Origin of the sequence: Streptomyces vinaceus (genome assembly GCF_008704935.1) — a bacterium.
GTDB classification, from domain to species: Bacteria; Actinomycetota; Actinomycetes; order Streptomycetales; family Streptomycetaceae; genus Streptomyces; species Streptomyces vinaceus.
The window spans coordinates 6,759,955-6,777,569 of record NZ_CP023692.1; the positions used below are offsets into that span (position 1 = coordinate 6,759,955).

Annotated in this window: 15 protein-coding genes; 8 read left to right on the forward strand and 7 right to left on the reverse strand. The window is 72.8% G+C overall.

Annotated features, from left to right (window positions below):
• The first annotated feature begins 484 nt into the window (after positions 1-484).
• Complete coding sequence (locus CP980_RS30475) at positions 485-2,269, forward strand: S8 family peptidase (RefSeq protein WP_150530409.1); 1,785 nt, start codon at positions 485-487, stop codon at positions 2,267-2,269.
• Positions 2,270-2,466: 197 nt separating this feature from the next.
• On the forward strand, positions 2,467-5,268 hold the full coding sequence (locus tag CP980_RS30480) for a LuxR family transcriptional regulator (RefSeq protein WP_229906997.1): 2,802 nt from the start codon (positions 2,467-2,469) through the stop codon (positions 5,266-5,268).
• 37 nt (positions 5,269-5,305) lie between these two features.
• Here the strand turns inward: CP980_RS30480 and CP980_RS30485 are convergent, their stop codons facing one another.
• The 5 genes from CP980_RS30485 to CP980_RS30505 form a co-directional block, all read right to left on the reverse strand.
• The gene (locus CP980_RS30485) at positions 5,306-6,223 is read right to left on the reverse strand and encodes a glycoside hydrolase family 19 protein (RefSeq protein WP_132759907.1); all 918 of its coding nucleotides are present in this window, start codon (positions 6,221-6,223) and stop codon (positions 5,306-5,308) included.
• Positions 6,224-6,429: 206 nt separating this feature from the next.
• Positions 6,430-6,843 (reverse strand): rodlin, encoded by a 414-nt coding sequence (locus CP980_RS30490; RefSeq protein ID WP_132759908.1) that lies wholly within the window; start codon positions 6,841-6,843, stop codon positions 6,430-6,432.
• Between the two features lie 243 nt (positions 6,844-7,086).
• On the reverse strand, positions 7,087-7,278 hold the full coding sequence (locus CP980_RS30495; protein ID WP_030160954.1) for a DUF5302 domain-containing protein: 192 nt from the start codon (positions 7,276-7,278) through the stop codon (positions 7,087-7,089).
• Positions 7,279-7,517: 239 nt separating this feature from the next.
• On the reverse strand, positions 7,518-7,889 hold the full coding sequence (locus CP980_RS30500; RefSeq protein WP_132759909.1) for a hypothetical protein: 372 nt from the start codon (positions 7,887-7,889) through the stop codon (positions 7,518-7,520).
• 317 nt (positions 7,890-8,206) lie between these two features.
• Positions 8,207-9,127 carry a MurR/RpiR family transcriptional regulator gene (locus CP980_RS30505; RefSeq protein ID WP_030160961.1) on the reverse strand — a complete coding sequence of 307 codons (921 nt, stop codon included), beginning with the start codon at positions 9,125-9,127 and terminating at the stop codon, positions 8,207-8,209.
• 235 nt (positions 9,128-9,362) lie between these two features.
• Here CP980_RS30505 and CP980_RS30510 point away from each other — a divergent pair, with 235 nt between their 5' ends.
• Positions 9,363-10,196 (forward strand): PP2C family protein-serine/threonine phosphatase, encoded by an 834-nt coding sequence (locus CP980_RS30510; protein WP_132759911.1) that lies wholly within the window; start codon positions 9,363-9,365, stop codon positions 10,194-10,196.
• Positions 10,197-10,240: 44 nt separating this feature from the next.
• Complete coding sequence (locus CP980_RS30515; protein WP_132759912.1) at positions 10,241-11,194, forward strand: MASE1 domain-containing protein; 954 nt, start codon at positions 10,241-10,243, stop codon at positions 11,192-11,194.
• 320 nt (positions 11,195-11,514) lie between these two features.
• On the opposite strand, the gene CP980_RS30520 is transcribed toward CP980_RS30515, so the two are convergent.
• The gene (locus CP980_RS30520; RefSeq protein WP_132759913.1) at positions 11,515-12,165 is read right to left on the reverse strand and encodes an RDD family protein; all 651 of its coding nucleotides are present in this window, start codon (positions 12,163-12,165) and stop codon (positions 11,515-11,517) included.
• A gap of 309 nt (positions 12,166-12,474) precedes the next feature.
• Between CP980_RS30520 and CP980_RS30525 the strand changes: the two genes are divergently transcribed.
• A complete protein-coding gene (locus CP980_RS30525) occupies positions 12,475-14,133 on the forward strand; it encodes a phospholipase D-like domain-containing protein (protein ID WP_229906998.1) in 1,659 nt (552 codons plus the stop codon).
• Between the two features lie 193 nt (positions 14,134-14,326).
• Complete coding sequence (gene ddaH, locus CP980_RS30530; RefSeq protein WP_132759914.1) at positions 14,327-15,169, forward strand: dimethylargininase; 843 nt, start codon at positions 14,327-14,329, stop codon at positions 15,167-15,169.
• A 79-nt stretch (positions 15,170-15,248) separates the two neighbouring features.
• On the opposite strand, the gene CP980_RS30535 is transcribed toward ddaH, so the two are convergent.
• The gene (locus CP980_RS30535; protein ID WP_132759915.1) at positions 15,249-15,749 is read right to left on the reverse strand and encodes a hypothetical protein; all 501 of its coding nucleotides are present in this window, start codon (positions 15,747-15,749) and stop codon (positions 15,249-15,251) included.
• A gap of 369 nt (positions 15,750-16,118) precedes the next feature.
• On the opposite strand from CP980_RS30535, the gene CP980_RS30540 reads away from it, so the two are divergent.
• Positions 16,119-17,231, forward strand: coding sequence for an alpha/beta hydrolase (locus tag CP980_RS30540; protein WP_150529566.1), 1,113 nt, complete (start codon positions 16,119-16,121; stop codon positions 17,229-17,231).
• 90 nt (positions 17,232-17,321) lie between these two features.
• Complete coding sequence (locus CP980_RS30545) at positions 17,322-17,570, forward strand: hypothetical protein (protein WP_150529567.1); 249 nt, start codon at positions 17,322-17,324, stop codon at positions 17,568-17,570.
• Positions 17,571-17,615: the final 45 nt, after the last annotated feature.

The window sequence follows — 17,615 nt, forward strand, 5'->3', positions numbered from 1 at the left end:
GGGGTTGTGGCGTGAGGGTGGGGCGGGGGGTTCGGGTGGGGGATGCGGGGTGGTGGAGAGCGGGGGACCTGGGAGTCGGGGGCGTCCGGGCGGGGGGTAGGGTCCGGGGGAGGTGTAGGGGGGGCGGCAGGGGTGCGGACAAGGGTTTTCCCTGTATCGGGTTCATCCTCGCGTTGCCTACTGTCTGCCCACCGGCGATCTCTCCCGTCCCGAACGGACCCCGCGCCAACCCCACATGGTGCGAAGCCGTCCGGGCGGGTGGATCGCCCGCACCGCCGTTGCCCCAGCCCCGCCGAAGCGGCCGGGACAACGCGGCGAGCAGCGGTGGCCGGGACGGGCTTGACCGACCCGTCCCCGGCCCCGTAGTCGCCGGTTCACCTCCCACACTGCTCCAACCGCCCGCTCCGGCCTGCCCGGAACCGGGCCCGCGAAAGGGAACACCGTGCACGCAACGAGACGTAGCAGGCTCATATCCGTGGTGGCGATGTCCGTCACGCTCCTCGCCGGCTCCGCCACCGCTTCCGTGGCTCTCGCCGCCTCGGAGCCCGCGCCGGCCCCGGCCGCCGCCTCCACCCTGCCGGCCGCGGGGGCGCCGGCCGCTCCGGACGCCGCGCCGGTGCAGAACCTGATCGTCGGCTACAAGTCCTCGGCCACCGAGGCCAGCTCCAACAAGGCCGCCGCCGACGACGCGGCCGCCAAGGGCAAGAAGGCCGGCAAGAAGGCGAAGTTCGACCGCCGCCTCGGCACCGGTGCCGCCCTCGTCAACCTGGGCGGATCCGTCGCCCCGGCCGCCGCGGCCGACGTGATGGCCCAGTTCCGCGCCGACCCGGACGTCGCCTACGTCGAGGCGGACTCCCGCGCCTACGCGATGGCCACCCCGAACGACACCGAGTACGGCAAGCAGTGGGACCTCTTCGAGCCCACCGGCGGCATGAACGTTCCTGCCGCCTGGGACAAGACCACCGGCTCCGGCGTCACCGTCGCCGTGATCGACACTGGCTACGTGGCCCACTCGGACGTCGCCCCGAACATCGTCGCGGGCTACGACTTCATCTCCGACGCCGCCGGCGCCCGTGACGGCAACGGCCGCGACAACGACCCCGCCGACGCGGGCGACTGGAGCGCGGCCGGCGAGTGCGGCACCGGCTCCTCTGCCAGCGGCTCCTCCTGGCACGGCACCCACGTCGCGGGCACCATCGCCGCCGCCACCAACAACGCCAAGGGCGTCGCGGGCATCGCGTACAACGCGAAGATCCAGCCCGTCCGCGTGCTCGGCAAGTGCGGCGGCACCACCTCCGACATCGTCGACGCCATCACCTGGGCCTCCGGCGGCACCGTCGCGGGCATCCCGGCGAACGCCACCCCCGCCAAGGTCATCAACATGAGCCTCGGCGGCTCCGGCGCCTGCACCTCCAGCTACCAGAACGCCATCAACGCGGCCGTCGCCCGTGGCACCACCGTCGTGGTCGCCGCCGGCAACAGCAACGCGGACGCGGCCGGCTTCTCGCCCGCCAGCTGCAACAACGTGGTCTCCGTGGCCGCCACCAACCGCACCGGCGACCGTTCGTTCTACTCGAACTACGGCAGCCGCGTCGACGTCTCCGCCCCGGGCGGTGAGACCCGCCGCGCCACCGACACGCCCGGCACCGTCACCACCCCGGAGAACGGCATCCTCTCCACGCTGAACAACGGCGCCACCACCCCGGGCTCGGAGATCTACAAGCCGTACCAGGGCACCAGCATGGCCGCCCCGCACATCGCGGGCCTCGCCGCCCTCGTCGTCGCCGCCAAGCCCTCGCTGACCCCGGCGCAGGTCGAGTCGGCCATCAAGGCCAACGCCCGCCCGCTGCCCGGCACCTGCACCGGCGGCTGCGGCACCGGCATCGCCGACGCCGCCGCGACCATCACCGCCGTCACCTCGGCGCCCGCCCCGGGCTTCGAGAACGGTACGAACGTGAACATTCTCGACAACACCACCGTCGAGAGCCCGATCACCGTCAGCGGAGTCGCGGGCAACGCCCCGGCCGCGCTCAAGGTGAACGTGAACATCGTGCACACGTACATCGGTGACCTGAAGGTCGACCTCGTCGCCCCGGACGGCTCCGTCTACAACCTGCACAACCGCGCGGGCGGCGGCACCGCCAACATCAACCAGCAGTACACCGTGAACGCCTCCTCGGAGGTCGCCAACGGCACCTGGAAGCTCCGCGTGAACGACAACGCGGGCGGCGACACCGGCTTCATCGACTTCTGGAGCCTCGGCTTCTGAGGACCTGAGGGCCGCGCCGGCCGGCACCACCCGGCCGGCCGCCCCAGTACGGACCAATGAGCCCGCGGACCTGCCGATACACCTCGTATCCGCAGGTCCGCAGCCGTTTCCCCAGAGCTGACTGAATTCTGCGTCACAATCCGGGTCCACCCGGCATCCGACCTCGTATTGTCGCGTCTCACAGGAGATGCACAGAAGTGGGGACGAGAGGCTGGTGGCTGTGCGTGGTGGCGGCGACGGGGAACGCTGACACGACCGTCGGACACGGTGAACTGATCAAGGAGGTCGAACGCGCGCTGACCGCGCACGGGCGGGCCCTCCTCACCGGACCCGCCGGCGCGGGCAAGACCGAGGTCGCCGGCGCCGTCGCGACCGCGGCCGAGGCCCGGCACGAGACCGTGCTGCGCCTCGCCCCCGAGGCCGCCGACCAGTGGATACCGGAAGCCTCGGCCGCCGCTCTCCTCGCCTCCGTGCCCTGCTTCGCCCTGGACCGCCTCTCGGGACCCCAGCGCACCGCCATCGCCCTCCTGCGCCGGGAGGCCGACGCACCGCGCGCCGGCCGCGACCACGTCGCGCTGCGCCTGGCCGTGGTCGAGGTGCTGCGCACCATCGCCGCCCGCACCCCCGTCCTGCTCGTCCTCGACAACGCTCAGTGGCTGGACGCGGAAAGCACCGATCTGCTCCGTTTCGCCCTGCGGCTGACCCCGCCCGGCGTACGGGTCCTCGTGGCCGAATGCGTCCAGGGCGGCGCCCCCGTCGGCGGCCCCCTCTGCGGCCCGGGCACCCCCGCGATACGGGTGCCCCCGCTCGGCGCCGACGAGATAGCCGAACTCCTCGCCCGCCACGGCCTCCCCGCCCGTCTCGCCGGCCGCATCCACCAGGCCAGCGGCGGAAACCCGCGCCTCGCCCTCGCCCTCGGCCACTCCCTCGCCGAAGCCGCCGAGGCCCGCGACGCCAGCGCCCACCACGCCGACCCCCTGCCCCTGTCCGGCCGGGCCCGGGAGGTCGCCCGCCGGCTCCTCGCCGAAGCCCCGGCCCCCGCCCGCCGCACCCTGCTCCTCGCCGCCCTCGCGGCCCGGCCGACCACCGCCCTGCTGCGCCGGGCCGGCCGCCCCGACGCCGAGGCCGAACTCGCCGAAGCCGAACGGGCCGCGCTGGTCACCGTGGGGGAGGACGGGGCGGTCGCCTTCACCGCCGGGGCCCTGCCCATGGCCCTGGCCGCCGACGCCGGCTGGCCCGAACGCGCCGCCGGACACTCCGCGCTCGCCGCCGCCGTCGACGACCCCGTCCAGGCCGTGCGCCACCGGGCGCTGGCCGTGGACACCCCCGACGAACGGCTCGCCGCCGAGATCACCGAGGCCGCCGCGGCCTGCCGCAGACGCGGCCAGCGCGCCCTGGCCGCCGAACTCGGGCTGCTCGCCGCCGAACGTACGCCGACCAACCGGCCCGGGGACGAACTGGCCCGCCTCGTCTGCGCCGCCGAGGACGCCGGCTGGGCCGGCCGCGCCGACCTCGCCCGCCGCGCCACCCGCGCCGTACTGGCCCGCGACGCCTCGCCCGCCGACCGGGTACGGGCCCGGCTCGCCGTGATCGACGCCGCCGGACAGGCCCTCGCCGCGCTCGACGAGACCTTCGCGTACGCCATGGACGACGCCGCCGGGGACCCCGCCCTCCAGGCGGCCGTACAGCTGCGTATCGCCACCAAGTACAACCTCAGCGACGGCGACCCCGTACGCTCCCGCGACGCCGCGGCCGAGGCCGGCGCGCTCGCCGCCCTCGGCGGCGACCAGGTCGCCGAGGCCATGGCCCTGACCGTACGGGCCCGCATGGGCCGCATCCTCGGGGATCCGGACGCCGAGGACATCCTCGCCGAGGCGCTGGCCCTGCCGGCCCCCGAGGTGCCGCTCGGGATGCGCAACGCGCCCCAGTACCTCGCCGTACGGCACGCCCTGTTCGACGACCGCGTCGACGACGCCCGCAGCCAGCTCCTCGTCCTGCTCCCCGCCGTGCGGCGCACCGGATCCGCCGAGGACGTCTTCGAGGTCCTGCGCAGCCTCACGGAGGTGGAACTGCGCCGCGGCCGGTGCACGTCCGCCTCCGCGCACGCCCGCCGCGCCCTCGAACTCACCATCGAGGCGGGCCTCTCGCCCGGCCCCGCCTGGTACGCCTCCGCGATGGCGGAGGCGATGGGCGGCAGCTTCGCGCGCGCCGCCGCGTACGCCCGGCGCGGCATCCAGGCCTCCGAGGAGGAACACGACCAGGTGTTCCTCTCGCGCAGCTTGTACGCGCTCGGCCTGACCGAGCTGGCGACGGGCGAGGCCGCCAGGGCCGTGGCCACCCTGCGCCGCGTGGCCGAACTGGAAGAGGCCCAGCAGGTCGTCGACCCCTCGATCCTGCGCTGGCACGGGGAGCTGGCCGAGGCCCTGGTGGCCGCCGACGCGCCCGACGAGGCCGCCGAACTGATCGGCGCCGTCCGTACGGTGGCCCTCCGACTGGGCCGCACCGCCGTGGTCGCCGCCCTGGACCGGGCCCGCGGCCTGTGCCTGTCCGCGCAGGGCGAGGCCGACGCCGCCGTGGACCTGCTGGAGGCCACGGCCCGGCGGTTCGTCTCGCTGGAGCTGCCGCTGGAGCGCGGCCGTACGCTGCTCGCCCTGGCCCGGGTGGAACGGCGCCGACGCCGTCGCGCCCCGGCCCGCGCCGCGCTGCGGGCCGCCGCGGAGGTGTTCACCGCGGCCGGGGCGAAGCCCTGGGCCGAACTCGCCGCGGAGAACCGGGAGGGGGCCCCCGCCCCGGGCGGCGGCGCGGCCGTGGCCCTGGCGGCGCTGACGGAGGCCGAGATCCGGCTCGCGCTGCTCGTCGCGGGGGGCGCCAGCAACCAGGAGGCCGCCGCGAAGCTGTTCGTCAGCGTCAAGACGGTCGAGGCCCGGCTGACCCGGATCTATCAGAAGCTCGACGTACGTTCCCGGGCCCAGCTGGCCACCACCCTGCGCGCCCACTGAGGGCGCGCGGAGTGGCGGCCGGGCCGGCGGGCGGGGTTCAGCAGCCGAGGTTGCCGCCCGGGCTCACGCCCAGGATCTGCGTGAACGACTGATAGGCGTTGATCCGGCTCTGCACCTGGGCGGGGTTGCCGCCGTTGCACTCCAGGGAGCCGTTGATGGAGCGGATCGTCTCGCCGAATCCGGCCCCGTTGACCATGGCGGCGTGCGCGGTCATGGTGCCCGGGCCGTTCTGGGTGTTCCAGTACCACAGGGCGGTCTTCATGGCGACGGCCGGATCCTGCTCCACGAGGTACGGGTTGGCGAGCAGGTTGATGCCGAGGGCGTCCCCGGCCGCCTTGTAGTTGAAGTTCCAGCTGAGCTGGATCGGGCCGCGGCCGTAGTAGGCGGCCTGCCCGGCGGGACAGCCGTACGGCTGGCTCTGGTCGCAGTAGTGGGGGTAGTTCGCGGTGTTCTGCTCGACGATGTACACGAGCCCGCCCGTCTCGTGCGAGACGTTGGCCAGGAACGCCGCCGCCTCGCGCCGCTTGACGGTGTCGTCACCGGTGTGGGCGAAGCCGGGGTACGCCGACAGCGCGGCGACCAGGCCGTTGTACGTGTAGAAGGAGTTCCGGTTCGGGAACATCTGGTTGAACTGGGCCTCGGACACCACGAATCCGGACGGGTTGCCGGGGTCGGGGTCCTGGCCGCCGCCACCGCCGCAGGTGCCGAGGTCGGACCAGACGCCCCACTGCCCGGTGGTGCCGGGCGTCTCGCCCTGCGTCCACCACTTGGCCTGCCAGTTGTGGCCGCTGTACGAGGCGTTCATACCCCCGGTGTAGACGGCGGAGGAGGACCAGGGGGAGGCGCAGGCCGCGGCCGCGGAGGCGGGCGAGGCCGGGAGGGCGACCGCGAGGCCGATGGTGGCGGCGGCCGCGGCGGCCAGGGCGAGGGCGCGGCGGCGAAGCGCACGTATCACGTAACTGCTCCTTCAGTGGGGGGAATTGCCGTGGGGGGCATTCCTGGCCACTGAAGCGAAGCTGGTCTGGACCTGTCAAGGTCTAGACCAGTATTCATCCGTTTCGGACAACACCCGGGCCGCCCGCTCCCGCAAACGGGCGGGGCCCGTACGCGCCTTCGCGCATACGGGCCCCGTCACTGGTCCTGCCGCTGGTCCTGCCGAGGTCAGCTGCCGGCGGAGAGGTTGCCGGAGAGGACCGGGATGTTGCTCAGGATGTGCGAGGCCGAGTCGTCGCCCTTGGCCTGGGTGGAGTTCTCGGTGCACTGCTGGTTCATGGGGTTGTGCAGGACGTTGATGTCCTGGACGCCGACGTTGGCGATGACGGCCACCAGCGACTGGGCGTTGACCTTCGCGGGCAGGCCGACGCAGAGCTTGTTGAGGGAGCCCTGGACCAGGCTGAGCTGCGGGCTCTGCGCGCCCTTGGTCTCCTGGTTGCCGTAGATCTGCGCGGCGTCGTTGCCGTTGACCGTGTTGACGCCGTTGTCGTTGCCGATCGCCATCGCCGGGGCGGCAACCGCGGCACCGAGGCCCAGCACGGAGGCGGTGACCGCAGTGGTGGCCATGATCTTCTTGAACATGAGGAGGTTCCTTCTGTCGCTCTGTTGCATGTGATGGCTGCCCCCGGCGGGACGAGCTGATCAACTGCAATCCGCCCGCTTGGTTATCGGCTGTCACCCGGGTGGCCCAGTGCGTCGGCTGTGACCAGGCCCGCGAAAGCTGTTACCAGGCGCGCGAAAGGGGCCGCCTCCGGCTCTGTGAGCTGGAGACGGCCCCTCCGTCCGACATCTTCAGGGCATCGCCGTGGAGACGGCCGCGGGCGGTCAGCCCGTCTTGCGGCGGGTCTTCTTGTTCTTGCCGCCCGCGCCTCCGCTGGCGCCCTGGATCTTCGCCCGGCTCTGGTGGGCCTGCTGTGCGTGGGCACTGCGGGCATTGCGGTCGAGGGCCTCCCGGAACTTGCGCTTGGCCTCCTCGGCCGGCGATTCGTCCTGCGGGGTGTCCGACTCTTGTGCCATGTGTCCTCCTGGTCGACCTGAAGCCGCCCCAGTCTGTCACCCGCCGTCACCCCTGACCAGCGAGTTCCGCCCAGGAGGCGCCGAGCCGGGCGGGCGCCCGGGTCCGGGCAAGCGAAATCCCGGGCCTCGCGGGGAGACCCGGGACTTCACTGGTGCACTTCGCTTGACCGCCGTGTTCAACGACGCAGTGCCCGGCAGGTCACGCCCCGGAGGCCGGGCGGCGGGCCCGGGGGACCGCGTCAGCTCTGCGTGACCCGCAGCGCGTCGCCCACCAGGCGTACCGCGCGGGAGAGCCGGCCGAGCTGCTGGAGCTCGACGGCGTACATCCGGATCGAGCTCTCGATGACGGTCTCGGCCACGCCCATCGCGGGCAGTTCGGCCCGGCTGGTCTCCAGGGCCACCCGCACCGCGCGCATCTCGTGCTGGAGCTGGAGCTGGGCGTGCCGGGCGAGGAGGACGGGGCTGCGGGTCAGCGTCGAGTAGCTGCCGTAGCGGGCCGGGAGCAGATCCCGCAGCCACCGCATGGCCGTGCGTTCCCAGTCGTGGGTGCCGGGGGTCTTGACCTGGCAGGGCCAGTCCGGGCTGAGCGTGGTGGAGGCCGTCTGGCGCATTCTCGTCGCTTCCGAATGGTGTCGAACTCTGATCGAGACGTTGGTGGGGCGGCCTCGGCCCAGGGGTTGACCGAGGCCGCCACAAGCGCTCTGGTGGATACCGGCGCCGGGAACGGGCACCCGGCGCGGGGCAGGAGGAGGAGCTGCCCCGCGCGGGTGTCCGTTCTGAGAGGGCGTGGGGTCGCCCTCCTTGGCGTCCGTGGATCCGGCGCGCTGCTCAGTAAACATATATACCGTCGAGTAGACAAGAGAATGAAAAATTACATACGCCTACAGGGCGTGAAAGTGGACTGCCTCGTACCGGTTCAAAATCGGGCTTACAGGAAGAATCCGTGCTGGTCGGCGACCTGCTCGTACCCTTCGAGCCGCGCCTGCGTACGCTCCGGATCCGCGTCGGCCATCGCCTGCAGCAGGGCCGCGGAGAGCATCCCGGGGGCCGCGTACGAGTCGAACACCAGTCGCGCCCCGGTCCCGGCGGTCAGCGCCACGTCCGCCTCGTCGACCAGCGGGCCCAGGGTGGTGTCGGTGATCAGCGCGATCTTCAGTCCGGCGCTGCGGGCCGCCCGGAGCGCCGACAGGGTCTCCTTGGCGTGCCGGGGCATCGCGAAGGCCAGCGCCCAGGTCCCGCCCGCCTCCCGGGACTGGAGCAGGGCGTCGTAGGCGACGCTGCCTCCACGTGTCACCAGCCGGACATCGGGGTGGATGCGCCGTGCCGCGTACGCGAAGTACTCCGCGAGCGAGACCGAGATCCGCAGGCCCAGCACCGTCAGCGGCACCGAGCGGGCCAGCTCCCGGCCGATGTCGAGCACCTGGTCGGTGTCGGCGAGCAGGCGCCTTACGTTCTCCAGGTTCACGATCTCGGCGTCCACGGCCGCCTGGAGCTCGTTGCGGCGGAACTGCTCGCGGCTCTCCGGGGAGCCGGCGACCGCACTGAGCGCCATCGGCTGCAGGGCGTCGCGCAGGGCCGGATACCCGCTGAACCCGAGGGAGGTGGCGAAACGTGTCACCGACGGCTGGCTGACGCCCACCCGCTCCGCGAGCTCGGTGATCGAAAGGAACGCGGCCTCGGTGAGGTGGTCGACCAGGTACTGGGCGATCCGGCGCTGCCCCGGGGAGAGCCGGTGGCCGTCGAAGAGGGCGCGCACCCGGTCTCCGGGGGCCCGCTCATGGACCGGCGGCGCCTGCCCACTCGGCGTGATCGCAGCCGCCTGTGCGCGTGCCTGCTGCCCCGATGACACCGATGGGCCTCCCTCTCATGTCACTCGTCTTCAAACATAGCTCACGCCCTGTGGTCGGGCCGGGCCGGTGCCGGGGGGGGCGGAGCTCCGGCCCGGGCCGCATCTCTCGCGACCCCCGGATGGCGGAAATATGATGTGCTCGGATCTTGAGCGCAGCGCGCACACGAAAGCCGGGGGCCCAGTGCCGAGAGCAGGGACATAAGCAGGGACCTATGGATGCACCCGGGAGCGGTCCATGACCCCGCGCCGAGCCCCGAAGTCGGTGAGCGCCGCCGACCTCCTGGGCACCTTGGGACGGCTCACCGCCCGGGCGCGCGCCGGGGCGGAACTGCAGCTGGCCAGGGTGGAACTCGCCGAGGCCCTCCAGCGCGAGATGCTGCCGGGCTCCCTGCCCGCCCTGCCCGGGCTGCGCAGCGCGGCCCGCTACGCCCCCGCCCGGCACGGCCTGGACATCGGCGGTGACTGGTACGACGGTTTCCGGCTGGCCGAGGGCGGCCTCGCCTTCTCCATCGGCGACGTCCAGGGGCACGACGTGGAGGCCGCCGCCTTCATGGGGCAGGTCCGCGTCGGCGTGCGCGCGGTGTCCACCGTCGTGGTGGACCCGGGCGAGGTGCTCAGCCGCGCCAACGACGTCCTGCTCTCGATGGACTGCGAGCTGTTCGCGACCTGCACCCTGCTCCGCTTCGACCCCGGGACCTGGACGCTGGAGAGCGCCCGGGCCGGACACGTGCCCTCCGTGTGGGCCACGGTCGACGGCAGCTACGGCATCAGCGACGACGAGGGCGGCCTGCCGCTCGGAGTGGAGCCCGGCGCCCGGTACACGGTGACCCGGCGCAGGCTGGACCGGGCGGGCTCCATCGTCCTGCTCACCGACGGAGTGGTCGAGGGGCCCTCCTTCCCGATCGACGTCGGGCTGGAGCGGGTGGCCCGCGTGGTCCGGGAGGCGGCGGGCGCCGACCCCGACGAGATAGCCGCCGAAATCATGAAGGTGGCCGATTCCACCGGCCACGCGGACGACGCGGCGGTGCTCGTCCTCAGCCACGACGCCGCAGGACCCCCGCGCCGGTAGCGCGTGTCACGGCCGCCCCGGGCGGGCGGTTGTTGTCTGATGCTGTGGTGCGCACCGAGGAATGGCGACGTTTCCGCGGAACTCTTCTCGGGATCCTGATCGTCGCCACCGCCTACTACGCCTCAGGACGGATCGGCCTCCTGCTGCGCGTGGTGGTCGAGGGCGCGGTGGTGACCCCGCTGTGGCTGCCCACCGGCATCGCGGTCGCCGCCCTGCTGTGGTTCGGACCGCGCATCTGGCCGGGCATCGCCCTCGGGACGTTCTTCGCCATCGAACACCTCGCCAGCTTCCAGCTCGCCGACGTCGGCATCATCGTGGGCAACACCCTCGCGCCGCTGTGCGCGTACGTACTGCTGCGCCGCGTGGGCTTCCGCATCGAGATCGACCGGCTGCGGGACGGCCTGGCCCTCGTCTTCCTGGGCGGGCTGGTGCCGATGCTGCTCAGCGCGTCCATCGGCACGGGGGTGCTGGTGGCCACCGGGGACCTGGCCCCCGCCGCGTTCTGGCCGGTGTGGTCGGCGTGGTGGGCGGGCGACGCGATGGGGGTGCTGGTGCTGACCCCGTTGCTGCTCGTCGTGCCCCGGGTGCGCGTGCCGCAGGACGCCTACCGGGTGGCCGAGGGGGTGGGGCTGACCGTCGCCGCCGGCTGCGTCGCCCTCGTCGCCACCCGGAGTTCGCTGTCGCTGCTCTTCCTCGTCTTCCCGCTGCTGATCTGGTCGGCCGTACGCTTCCAGCTGGCCGGCAGCGCACCCTGCGTCCTGCTCGTGTCCGTCCTCGCGATCTCGGCGGCGACCGACGAGGTCGGACCGTTCGCCGACCACTCCCTCTTCGAGATCATGGTCAACCTCCAGGCGCTCAACGGCTCGGCGGCCCTGACGGCCCTGCTGCTGTCCGCCATGGTCACCGAGCAGAACAACATCCGCGCGGAGATCGAGCGGGTGTGCGAGGACCTGGCCGAGGTCGTCGAACGGCTGGCCCCGGGCCGGCCGGGAGACTGACCGGCCCCACCTGACGCCCGCTCAGAGCGAGCAGGGCGGGCAGCGCGGCTCGGCGGCGGGCCGGTCGGCGCCGGTCGGACCGTGGCATCGGGGTCCTCCGGGGCGGCGTCCCTGCGGGGCGGCGGCCCGATGACGCCGCAGGCGGCGAGAGGTGACGGGCCGTCGGCCGGGTGTCGCCCGTACCGGTGCCGCCGTACCGCCGCGCCGGCTCCTCCCGTCCCGCTGCCGGACGTTCCTCCCGCCACGCAACGCACCCACCCGGCAGCGGAGGAGCTCCGCTGCCGGGTGGGTGGGGGGAGAGTGGGGGGAGAGGGGCGGCCTCAGCCCTTGGGGACCTGGATGACGACGGTGTTGCACACCTTGTCGGCGAAGGTCTGCTTCTTCTCGTCCCACAGCGGCCACAGGAAGCCGACGTAGCAGGGGAGGCCGTCGAGGATGTGGGCCAGCTTGCGGACGAAGGCCATGCCGAAGCCGATGAAGGCGCCGTCGGCCTCGCGGCGCAGGCTGATGCCCAGGACCTTCTTGCCGATGGTCTGGCCCGTGGTGCCTTCCTTGTGGAGCTGGAAGATGCCCATGCCCAGCGCGTACAGCCAGCCGATCATGAAGAACACCCCGGGGCCGCCGTTCGCGGGGTCGCTGCTGGCGGCCAGGTCGATGAAGCCGAGGGCGTACATCGGACCGGCGATGATGAGCGCGTCGAGCAGGTACGCGCCGAAGCGCTGGCCCCAGTGGGCGAGCGGCGGCATGCCCGAGCCCGGCATGCCCGGCACGGCGGGCGCCGGGTAGGCGCCGTACGGCGGCGGGGTCTGCTGCGGGGGCTGGGGGTAGCCGTACTGCGGCTGGGCGCCCTGCGGGGGCTGCTGCGGGTAGCCGTACTGCGGGGGCACGCCCTGGGGGGCCTGCTGCGGGTAGCCGGGCTGACCCTGCGGGGGCTGCTGGCCGTACGGGTTGTTCGGGTCGCCGAAGCTCATGGCGAAATCTCTCCGGTGTCGGAAACGGGGACGTAGCGGATGGATCGGAGGAACATCACCATGTATCCGGTTTGCCCCCCTGAGCTGCCGCGATCTAGCGCGCATCATCGTGGTCGGTCCATCGGGCACTTGTCCAATCCGGCCATCCGGCTTCATTTCGGTCCCGCCCCGCGCGCCGGGCGGCGGGACGGTGGCCGAATCCGATATGTGCGAATTCCCCGCCCTTCCAACCCGGTGGTAACTTCCGGGAGTTGATCTTGCCGGTCGCCCCTTCGCGGCGATGGCGATCCCTCCTGCAAGGAAGTCACAGTGCACCGCCCTACCCAGTCCCGCCCGTCAGTTCACCGTCCGTCAGCCCTCTACGCGCGCGCGGCGGTCCCCGCGGCCCTGCTGGCCCTGTTCACCGCGGTCCCGGCCTCCGCGGCCCCGGCGCCCGGCTCGGGGCCGGCCGCCCCGGCGCCCCACCTCGACGCGGTGGAGCAGACGCTCCGCCAGGTTTCCCCCGGCCTCGAAGGCCGGGTCTGGGAGCGCACCGGCGGCAACGTCCTCGACGCCTCGACGCCCGGGAGTGGCGACTGGCTGCTGCAGACCCCCGGTTGCTGGGGCGACGCCACGTGCGGCGCGCGCCCCGGAACCGAGCGGCTGCTCGCGAAGATGACGGAGAACGTCTCCCGGGCGACGCGCACCGTCGACATATCGACCCTGGCGCCGTTCCCCAACGGCGCGTTCCAGGACGCGATCGTCGCGGGCCTCAAGTCCTCCGCCGCGCGCGGGAACAAGCTCAAGGTGCGGGTGCTCGTCGGCGCCGCCCCCGTCTACCACCTGAACGTCCTGCCCTCGAAGTACCGGGACGAGCTCGTGGCCAAGCTGGGCGCGGACGCCCGCAACGTCGACCTCAACGTCGCCTCGATGACGACCTCGAAGACGGCGTTCTCCTGGAACCACTCCAAGCTGCTCGTGGTCGACGGCCAGTCCGTGATCACCGGCGGCATCAACGACTGGAAGGACGACTACCTGGAGACCGCCCACCCGGTCGCCGACGTCGACCTCGCCCTGCGTGGGCCGGCCGCCGCCTCCGCGGGCCGCTACCTGGACGAGCTGTGGTCCTGGACCTGCCAGAACAAGAGCAACATCGCCAGCGTCTGGTTCGCCTCCTCCAACGGCGCCGCCTGCATGCCCGCGATGGCCAAGGACACCGCCCCCGCCACGCCCGCGGCCGCCCCCGGCGACGTACCGGCCGTCGCCGTGGGCGGACTCGGCGTCGGCATCAAGCAGAGCGACCCGTCCTCCGCCTTCCGGCCCACCCTCCCCAGCGCCCCCGACACGAAGTGCGTCGTCGGTCTGCACGACAACACCAACGCCGACCGCGACTACGACACCGTCAACCCGGAGGAGAGCGCCCTGCGGACGCTGATCTCCAGCGCGAAGGGGCACATCGAGATCTCCCAGCAGGACGTCAACGCGACCTGCCCGCCCCTGCCCCGCTACGACATCCGCGTCTACGACGCCCTCGCCGCCCGCATGGCGGCCGGGGTCAAGGTGCGCATCGTCGTCAGCGACCCCGCCAACCGCGGGGCCGTGGGCAGCGGCGGCTACTCGCAGATCAAGTCGCTCTCGGAGATCAGCGACACCCTGCGCGACCGCCTCGCCCTGCTGACCGGCGACCAGGGCGCGGCGAAGGCCACGATGTGCTCGAACCTCCAGCTGGCCACCTTCCGCAGCTCCCAGAGCCCGGCCTGGGCCGACGGCCACCCGTACGCGCAGCACCACAAGGTGGTCTCCGTCGACGACTCGGCCTTCTACATCGGCTCCAAGAACCTCTACCCGGCGTGGCTCCAGGACTTCGGCTACGTGGTGGAGAGTCCGGCGGCGGCCGCCCAGCTCAACGCCCAGCTCCTGGCCCCGCAGTGGCAGTACTCCCGGGCGACCGCCACGGTCGACCACGAACGCTCCCTCTGCCAGGCCTGAGCACCCTCCGACGACTGCACGCCCCCGCCCCCGGCCCGCACCGCCGGGGGCGGTCCCCGCGACCGAACTGCTCGCGCGGTGCGCCCCCGGTGGCCGTACCCGCTTCATCCGGCGTTCGCCCGCCGCGCCCAAGCTGCTGCCCGGAACGACCCCTCATACCGGCCACCGCCGTGGCCCCCGCCCGGGAGCGACCATGACCTCTGCCCCGACGCCCTCCGCCCGGCCGCGCGAACAGCGTCCGCGCCGGTACCTGATGTGCCGCCCCTCCCACTTCGAGGTGGTGTACGCGATCAACCCCTGGATGGACCCCGGGAAGCCGGTCGACGCGGGCCTCGCCGTCCTCCAGTGGGAGCGGCTGCGCGACCTGTACCGCGAGCTCGGGCACACCGTCGAGCTGATCGAGCCGGTGCCCGGCCTGCCCGACATGGTGTACGCGGCCAACGGGGCCACCGTCGTCGACGGCCGCGTCCTCGGAGCCCGCTTCCGCAACGCCGAGCGCCTCGCCGAGGGTCCCGCGTACCTGGACTGGTTCCGGGAGAACGGCTTCACCACGCTGCACGACCCGGAGTACGTCAACGAGGGCGAGGGCGACTTCCTCGTCACCGCCGGCCACGTCCTGGCCGGACACGGGTTCCGCAGCGACGAGCGCGGCCACCGGGAGGCGGAGGCCTTCTTCGGCCGGCCCGTGATCAGTCTGGAGCTGGTCGACCCGCGCTACTACCACCTCGACACGGCGCTCGCCGTGCTCGACGGCGACGAGATCATGTACCACCCGGAGGCCTTCGCCCCCGGCAGCCGCGCCCTCCTGGAGACGCTCTTCCCCGACGCGCTGCTCGTCTCCGCGCAGGATGCCGCCGTGTTCGGGCTGAACGCCGTCAGCGACGGTCTGAACGTGGTGCTCCCCGAGGCCGCCGAGGGGCTCGCTGGGCAGCTGCGCGAGCGCGGCTTCCACCCCATCGGCATGGACCTGTCCGAACTGCTCAAGGGCGGCGGCAGCGTCAAGTGCTGCACCCTGGAGATCCGGCCCCGGCCCTGACCGTTCCCGCACCTCGCGGGTGTGCCGCGGCCCCCGGCGGGGCCGCGGCACACGGTGCGTGCGGATGCGCGGATGCGGCTCAGTGGAACAGCATCGAGGCGTCGCCGGCCGGCGTCGTGACCGAGCCGGGGCACAGGAAGCTGCCGGAGGTCCTGGTCGCGGTGAAGGCCTGGTTGAGGTACTTGCGGGTGGCTCCGTCACGGTTCCACGTGATGTTCGTGGCCTTGTAGCGGCAGGAGATGAAGCTCATCTTGCCCGTGATGTCGATGGCGTCGGTCCTGGCGAGGCCGGCGGCGTCGTCGAAGGTGAACGCGGGGTTGTTGTTGAGGGAGGCGGTGATGCCGCCGCTGCAGCCGAGGTTGCCGCCGGGCGTGTTGATGGTGGTCCGGTCGACGGTCAGCGCGCTCGGGGGGTTGGCGCTGGTGCGTGCGTTGGTCCAGGTACAGGTGTTGCCGGCGACGACGATGACGCCGTCGAGCTGCTGGTCCGCGGTGGGGCCGAGGGCCGTCGCCGACGTCGCCGCGCCGACGATCACGGTCGCTGCCAGTACGGCCGCGCCCGGCCAGGTCGAGATCTTCATGCTGTCGCTCCTCTTCGCCACGTCCTCGTGGGGTGTGAAGCGGGGCCTTGGGGGGCCTCGCCGGCGTGCGCCCGGCCTGACGGAGGCGGTTTCCGTACCGGCGCGGGGAGAGAGCTTTCGAGACGCGCCAGGGAACGTCCCACAGGGACCTTGAAATGTCAGGCCCATGTCAAGCGATTGGCTGGAGTTCGCCCCCGGCCGGGACGGCGCGCAGCGGGCGCGAGCGCGTCGGCGGCTTCCGCTTTCCGCTGCGCGCGGTGTGGAACGGATCGGGGCCCGATGCGGTCTAGCCTTGTGCGCCGGCACAGGCGGCGCCGCCGGACCGCGGGTCCGTGCCGAACCGGCCAGCGCAGAGAGTTCCCCTGATCCGTGAGTCTCACCAGCAGTACGCTCCTGATCCTCGTCCTCCTCGCCACGGTGCTGGCCTTCTCCGCCGCCGTGTGGCTCTGGCCGCGCCTCGGCCGCCGGGGCGCGCGGCCGGTGCTCGGCCGGGTCGGTGTCGTCCTGACGCTCCAGGTGCTGCTGCTCGCCTCCGTCGGCCTCGCCGCCAACCGGACCTTCCTGCTCTACGGGACCTGGGCGGACCTCGCCGGGACGCACAAGGCGGCGCCCTCCGCGGGCGAGGACCTGCCCGGCGGCGCGGCGGTCCGCGTCCTCGGCCGGCAGCCGACGGACGTGCCCGGCGGCGCGACGCCCCGCATCGGCGGTGAGATCGAGAAGATCACGGTGCGGGGCGAGGGGTCCAAGTCCGTCGTCCAGGCCTACGTGTACCTGCCCCCCGAGTACTTCCAGAAGGGGAAGGAGGACGCGAAGTTCCCCGCCACCGTGGTCCTGACCGGCTTCCCGGGGATGGCCGAGAACCTGCTCAAAGGGCTGGACTACCCGAGGACGGCGTGGAGGCTCGCCAAGCAGAAGAAGATGCCGCCGATGATCCTGGTGATGATGCAGCCCTCGGTGATACCGACCCGCAACAGCCAGTGCGTCGACGTGCCGGGCGGACCGCTCAGCGAGACCTTCTTCGGTACGGACCTGCCCAAGGCGATCTCCGGCGCCTACCGCGTCGGCACCTCGCCCTCGAACTGGGCCATCATGGGGGACTCCACCGGGGGTTACTGCGCCCTGAAGACGGCCTTGCAGCATCCGGAGCACTACGCGGCCGGAGTGGGCCTGTCGACGGACTACAAGCCCGAGCTCGACGCGGACTCGGGTGATCTCTTCCGTGGGAACGCCGCCGAGGAGAAACGATCCGACCTGCTGTGGAGCCTGGACAACCTGCCGCAGGGCACGTCCTCCTTCCTGGTGGCGAGCTCGAAGCAGGGCGAGCCGAACTACAAGGACACGCAGAAGTTCATCGCGAAGGTGAAGTCCCCGGCCCGCGTCTCGTCGATCACGCTCGACAGCGGCGGCCACGGGTTCAACACCTGGCGGCGGGAGATCCCGCCCGCACTGGAGTGGCTCGGGGGCCGCATCGGCGCCGAGTGACCCTCCGGGGAGTACGGGCCCCTCACCCGCGCGGCGCACGGCCGCGTACCGCGGATTGCGGCCCCGGCCCTCCCGGCGGAGGCTGGGGCCATGCACCACGCGCCGATCCTCGTCCACCCGCTCGCCCCGGCCGGCGGCCGCCGCGTCTCCCTGCGCGCCGAGGGCCAGGACACCGTCCTCGGCCTGGCCTTCGACGACGCCGACGTGATCGAGTTCCTGCGCCGGGCCGGGGTGCCCGACCCCGACGACGCGGTCCTCGGCGACTCGGAGCTCGTCGAATGGCAGGGCGAGGGGCCGCACCTCTACGCAGCGGAGCCGTCGGACACCGACATCCCGTGACTTCCCGCCCCGAACCCCCGCGCCCGGGCCGCCGGGCGGGCACCA

What these genes read in the sequence shown, in the direction of transcription:
- CP980_RS30495 (WP_030160954.1), bottom strand. Translation starts at nt 7,278, where the DNA reads ATGGCACAAGAGTCGGACACCCCGCAGGACGAATCGCCGGCCGAGGAG.
- CP980_RS30500 (WP_132759909.1), bottom strand. Translation starts at nt 7,889, where the DNA reads ATGCGCCAGACGGCCTCCACCACGCTCAGCCCGGACTGGCCCTGCCAG.
- CP980_RS30545 (WP_150529567.1), top strand. Translation starts at nt 17,322, where the DNA reads ATGCACCACGCGCCGATCCTCGTCCACCCGCTCGCCCCGGCCGGCGGC.
- CP980_RS30535 (WP_132759915.1), bottom strand. Translation starts at nt 15,749, where the DNA reads ATGAAGATCTCGACCTGGCCGGGCGCGGCCGTACTGGCAGCGACCGTG.
- CP980_RS30475 (WP_150530409.1), top strand. Translation starts at nt 485, where the DNA reads ATGTCCGTCACGCTCCTCGCCGGCTCCGCCACCGCTTCCGTGGCTCTC.
- ddaH (WP_132759914.1), top strand. Translation starts at nt 14,327, where the DNA reads ATGACCTCTGCCCCGACGCCCTCCGCCCGGCCGCGCGAACAGCGTCCG.
- CP980_RS30520 (WP_132759913.1), bottom strand. Translation starts at nt 12,165, where the DNA reads ATGAGCTTCGGCGACCCGAACAACCCGTACGGCCAGCAGCCCCCGCAG.
- CP980_RS30490 (WP_132759908.1), bottom strand. Translation starts at nt 6,843, where the DNA reads ATGTTCAAGAAGATCATGGCCACCACTGCGGTCACCGCCTCCGTGCTG.
- CP980_RS30510 (WP_132759911.1), top strand. Translation starts at nt 9,363, where the DNA reads ATGACCCCGCGCCGAGCCCCGAAGTCGGTGAGCGCCGCCGACCTCCTG.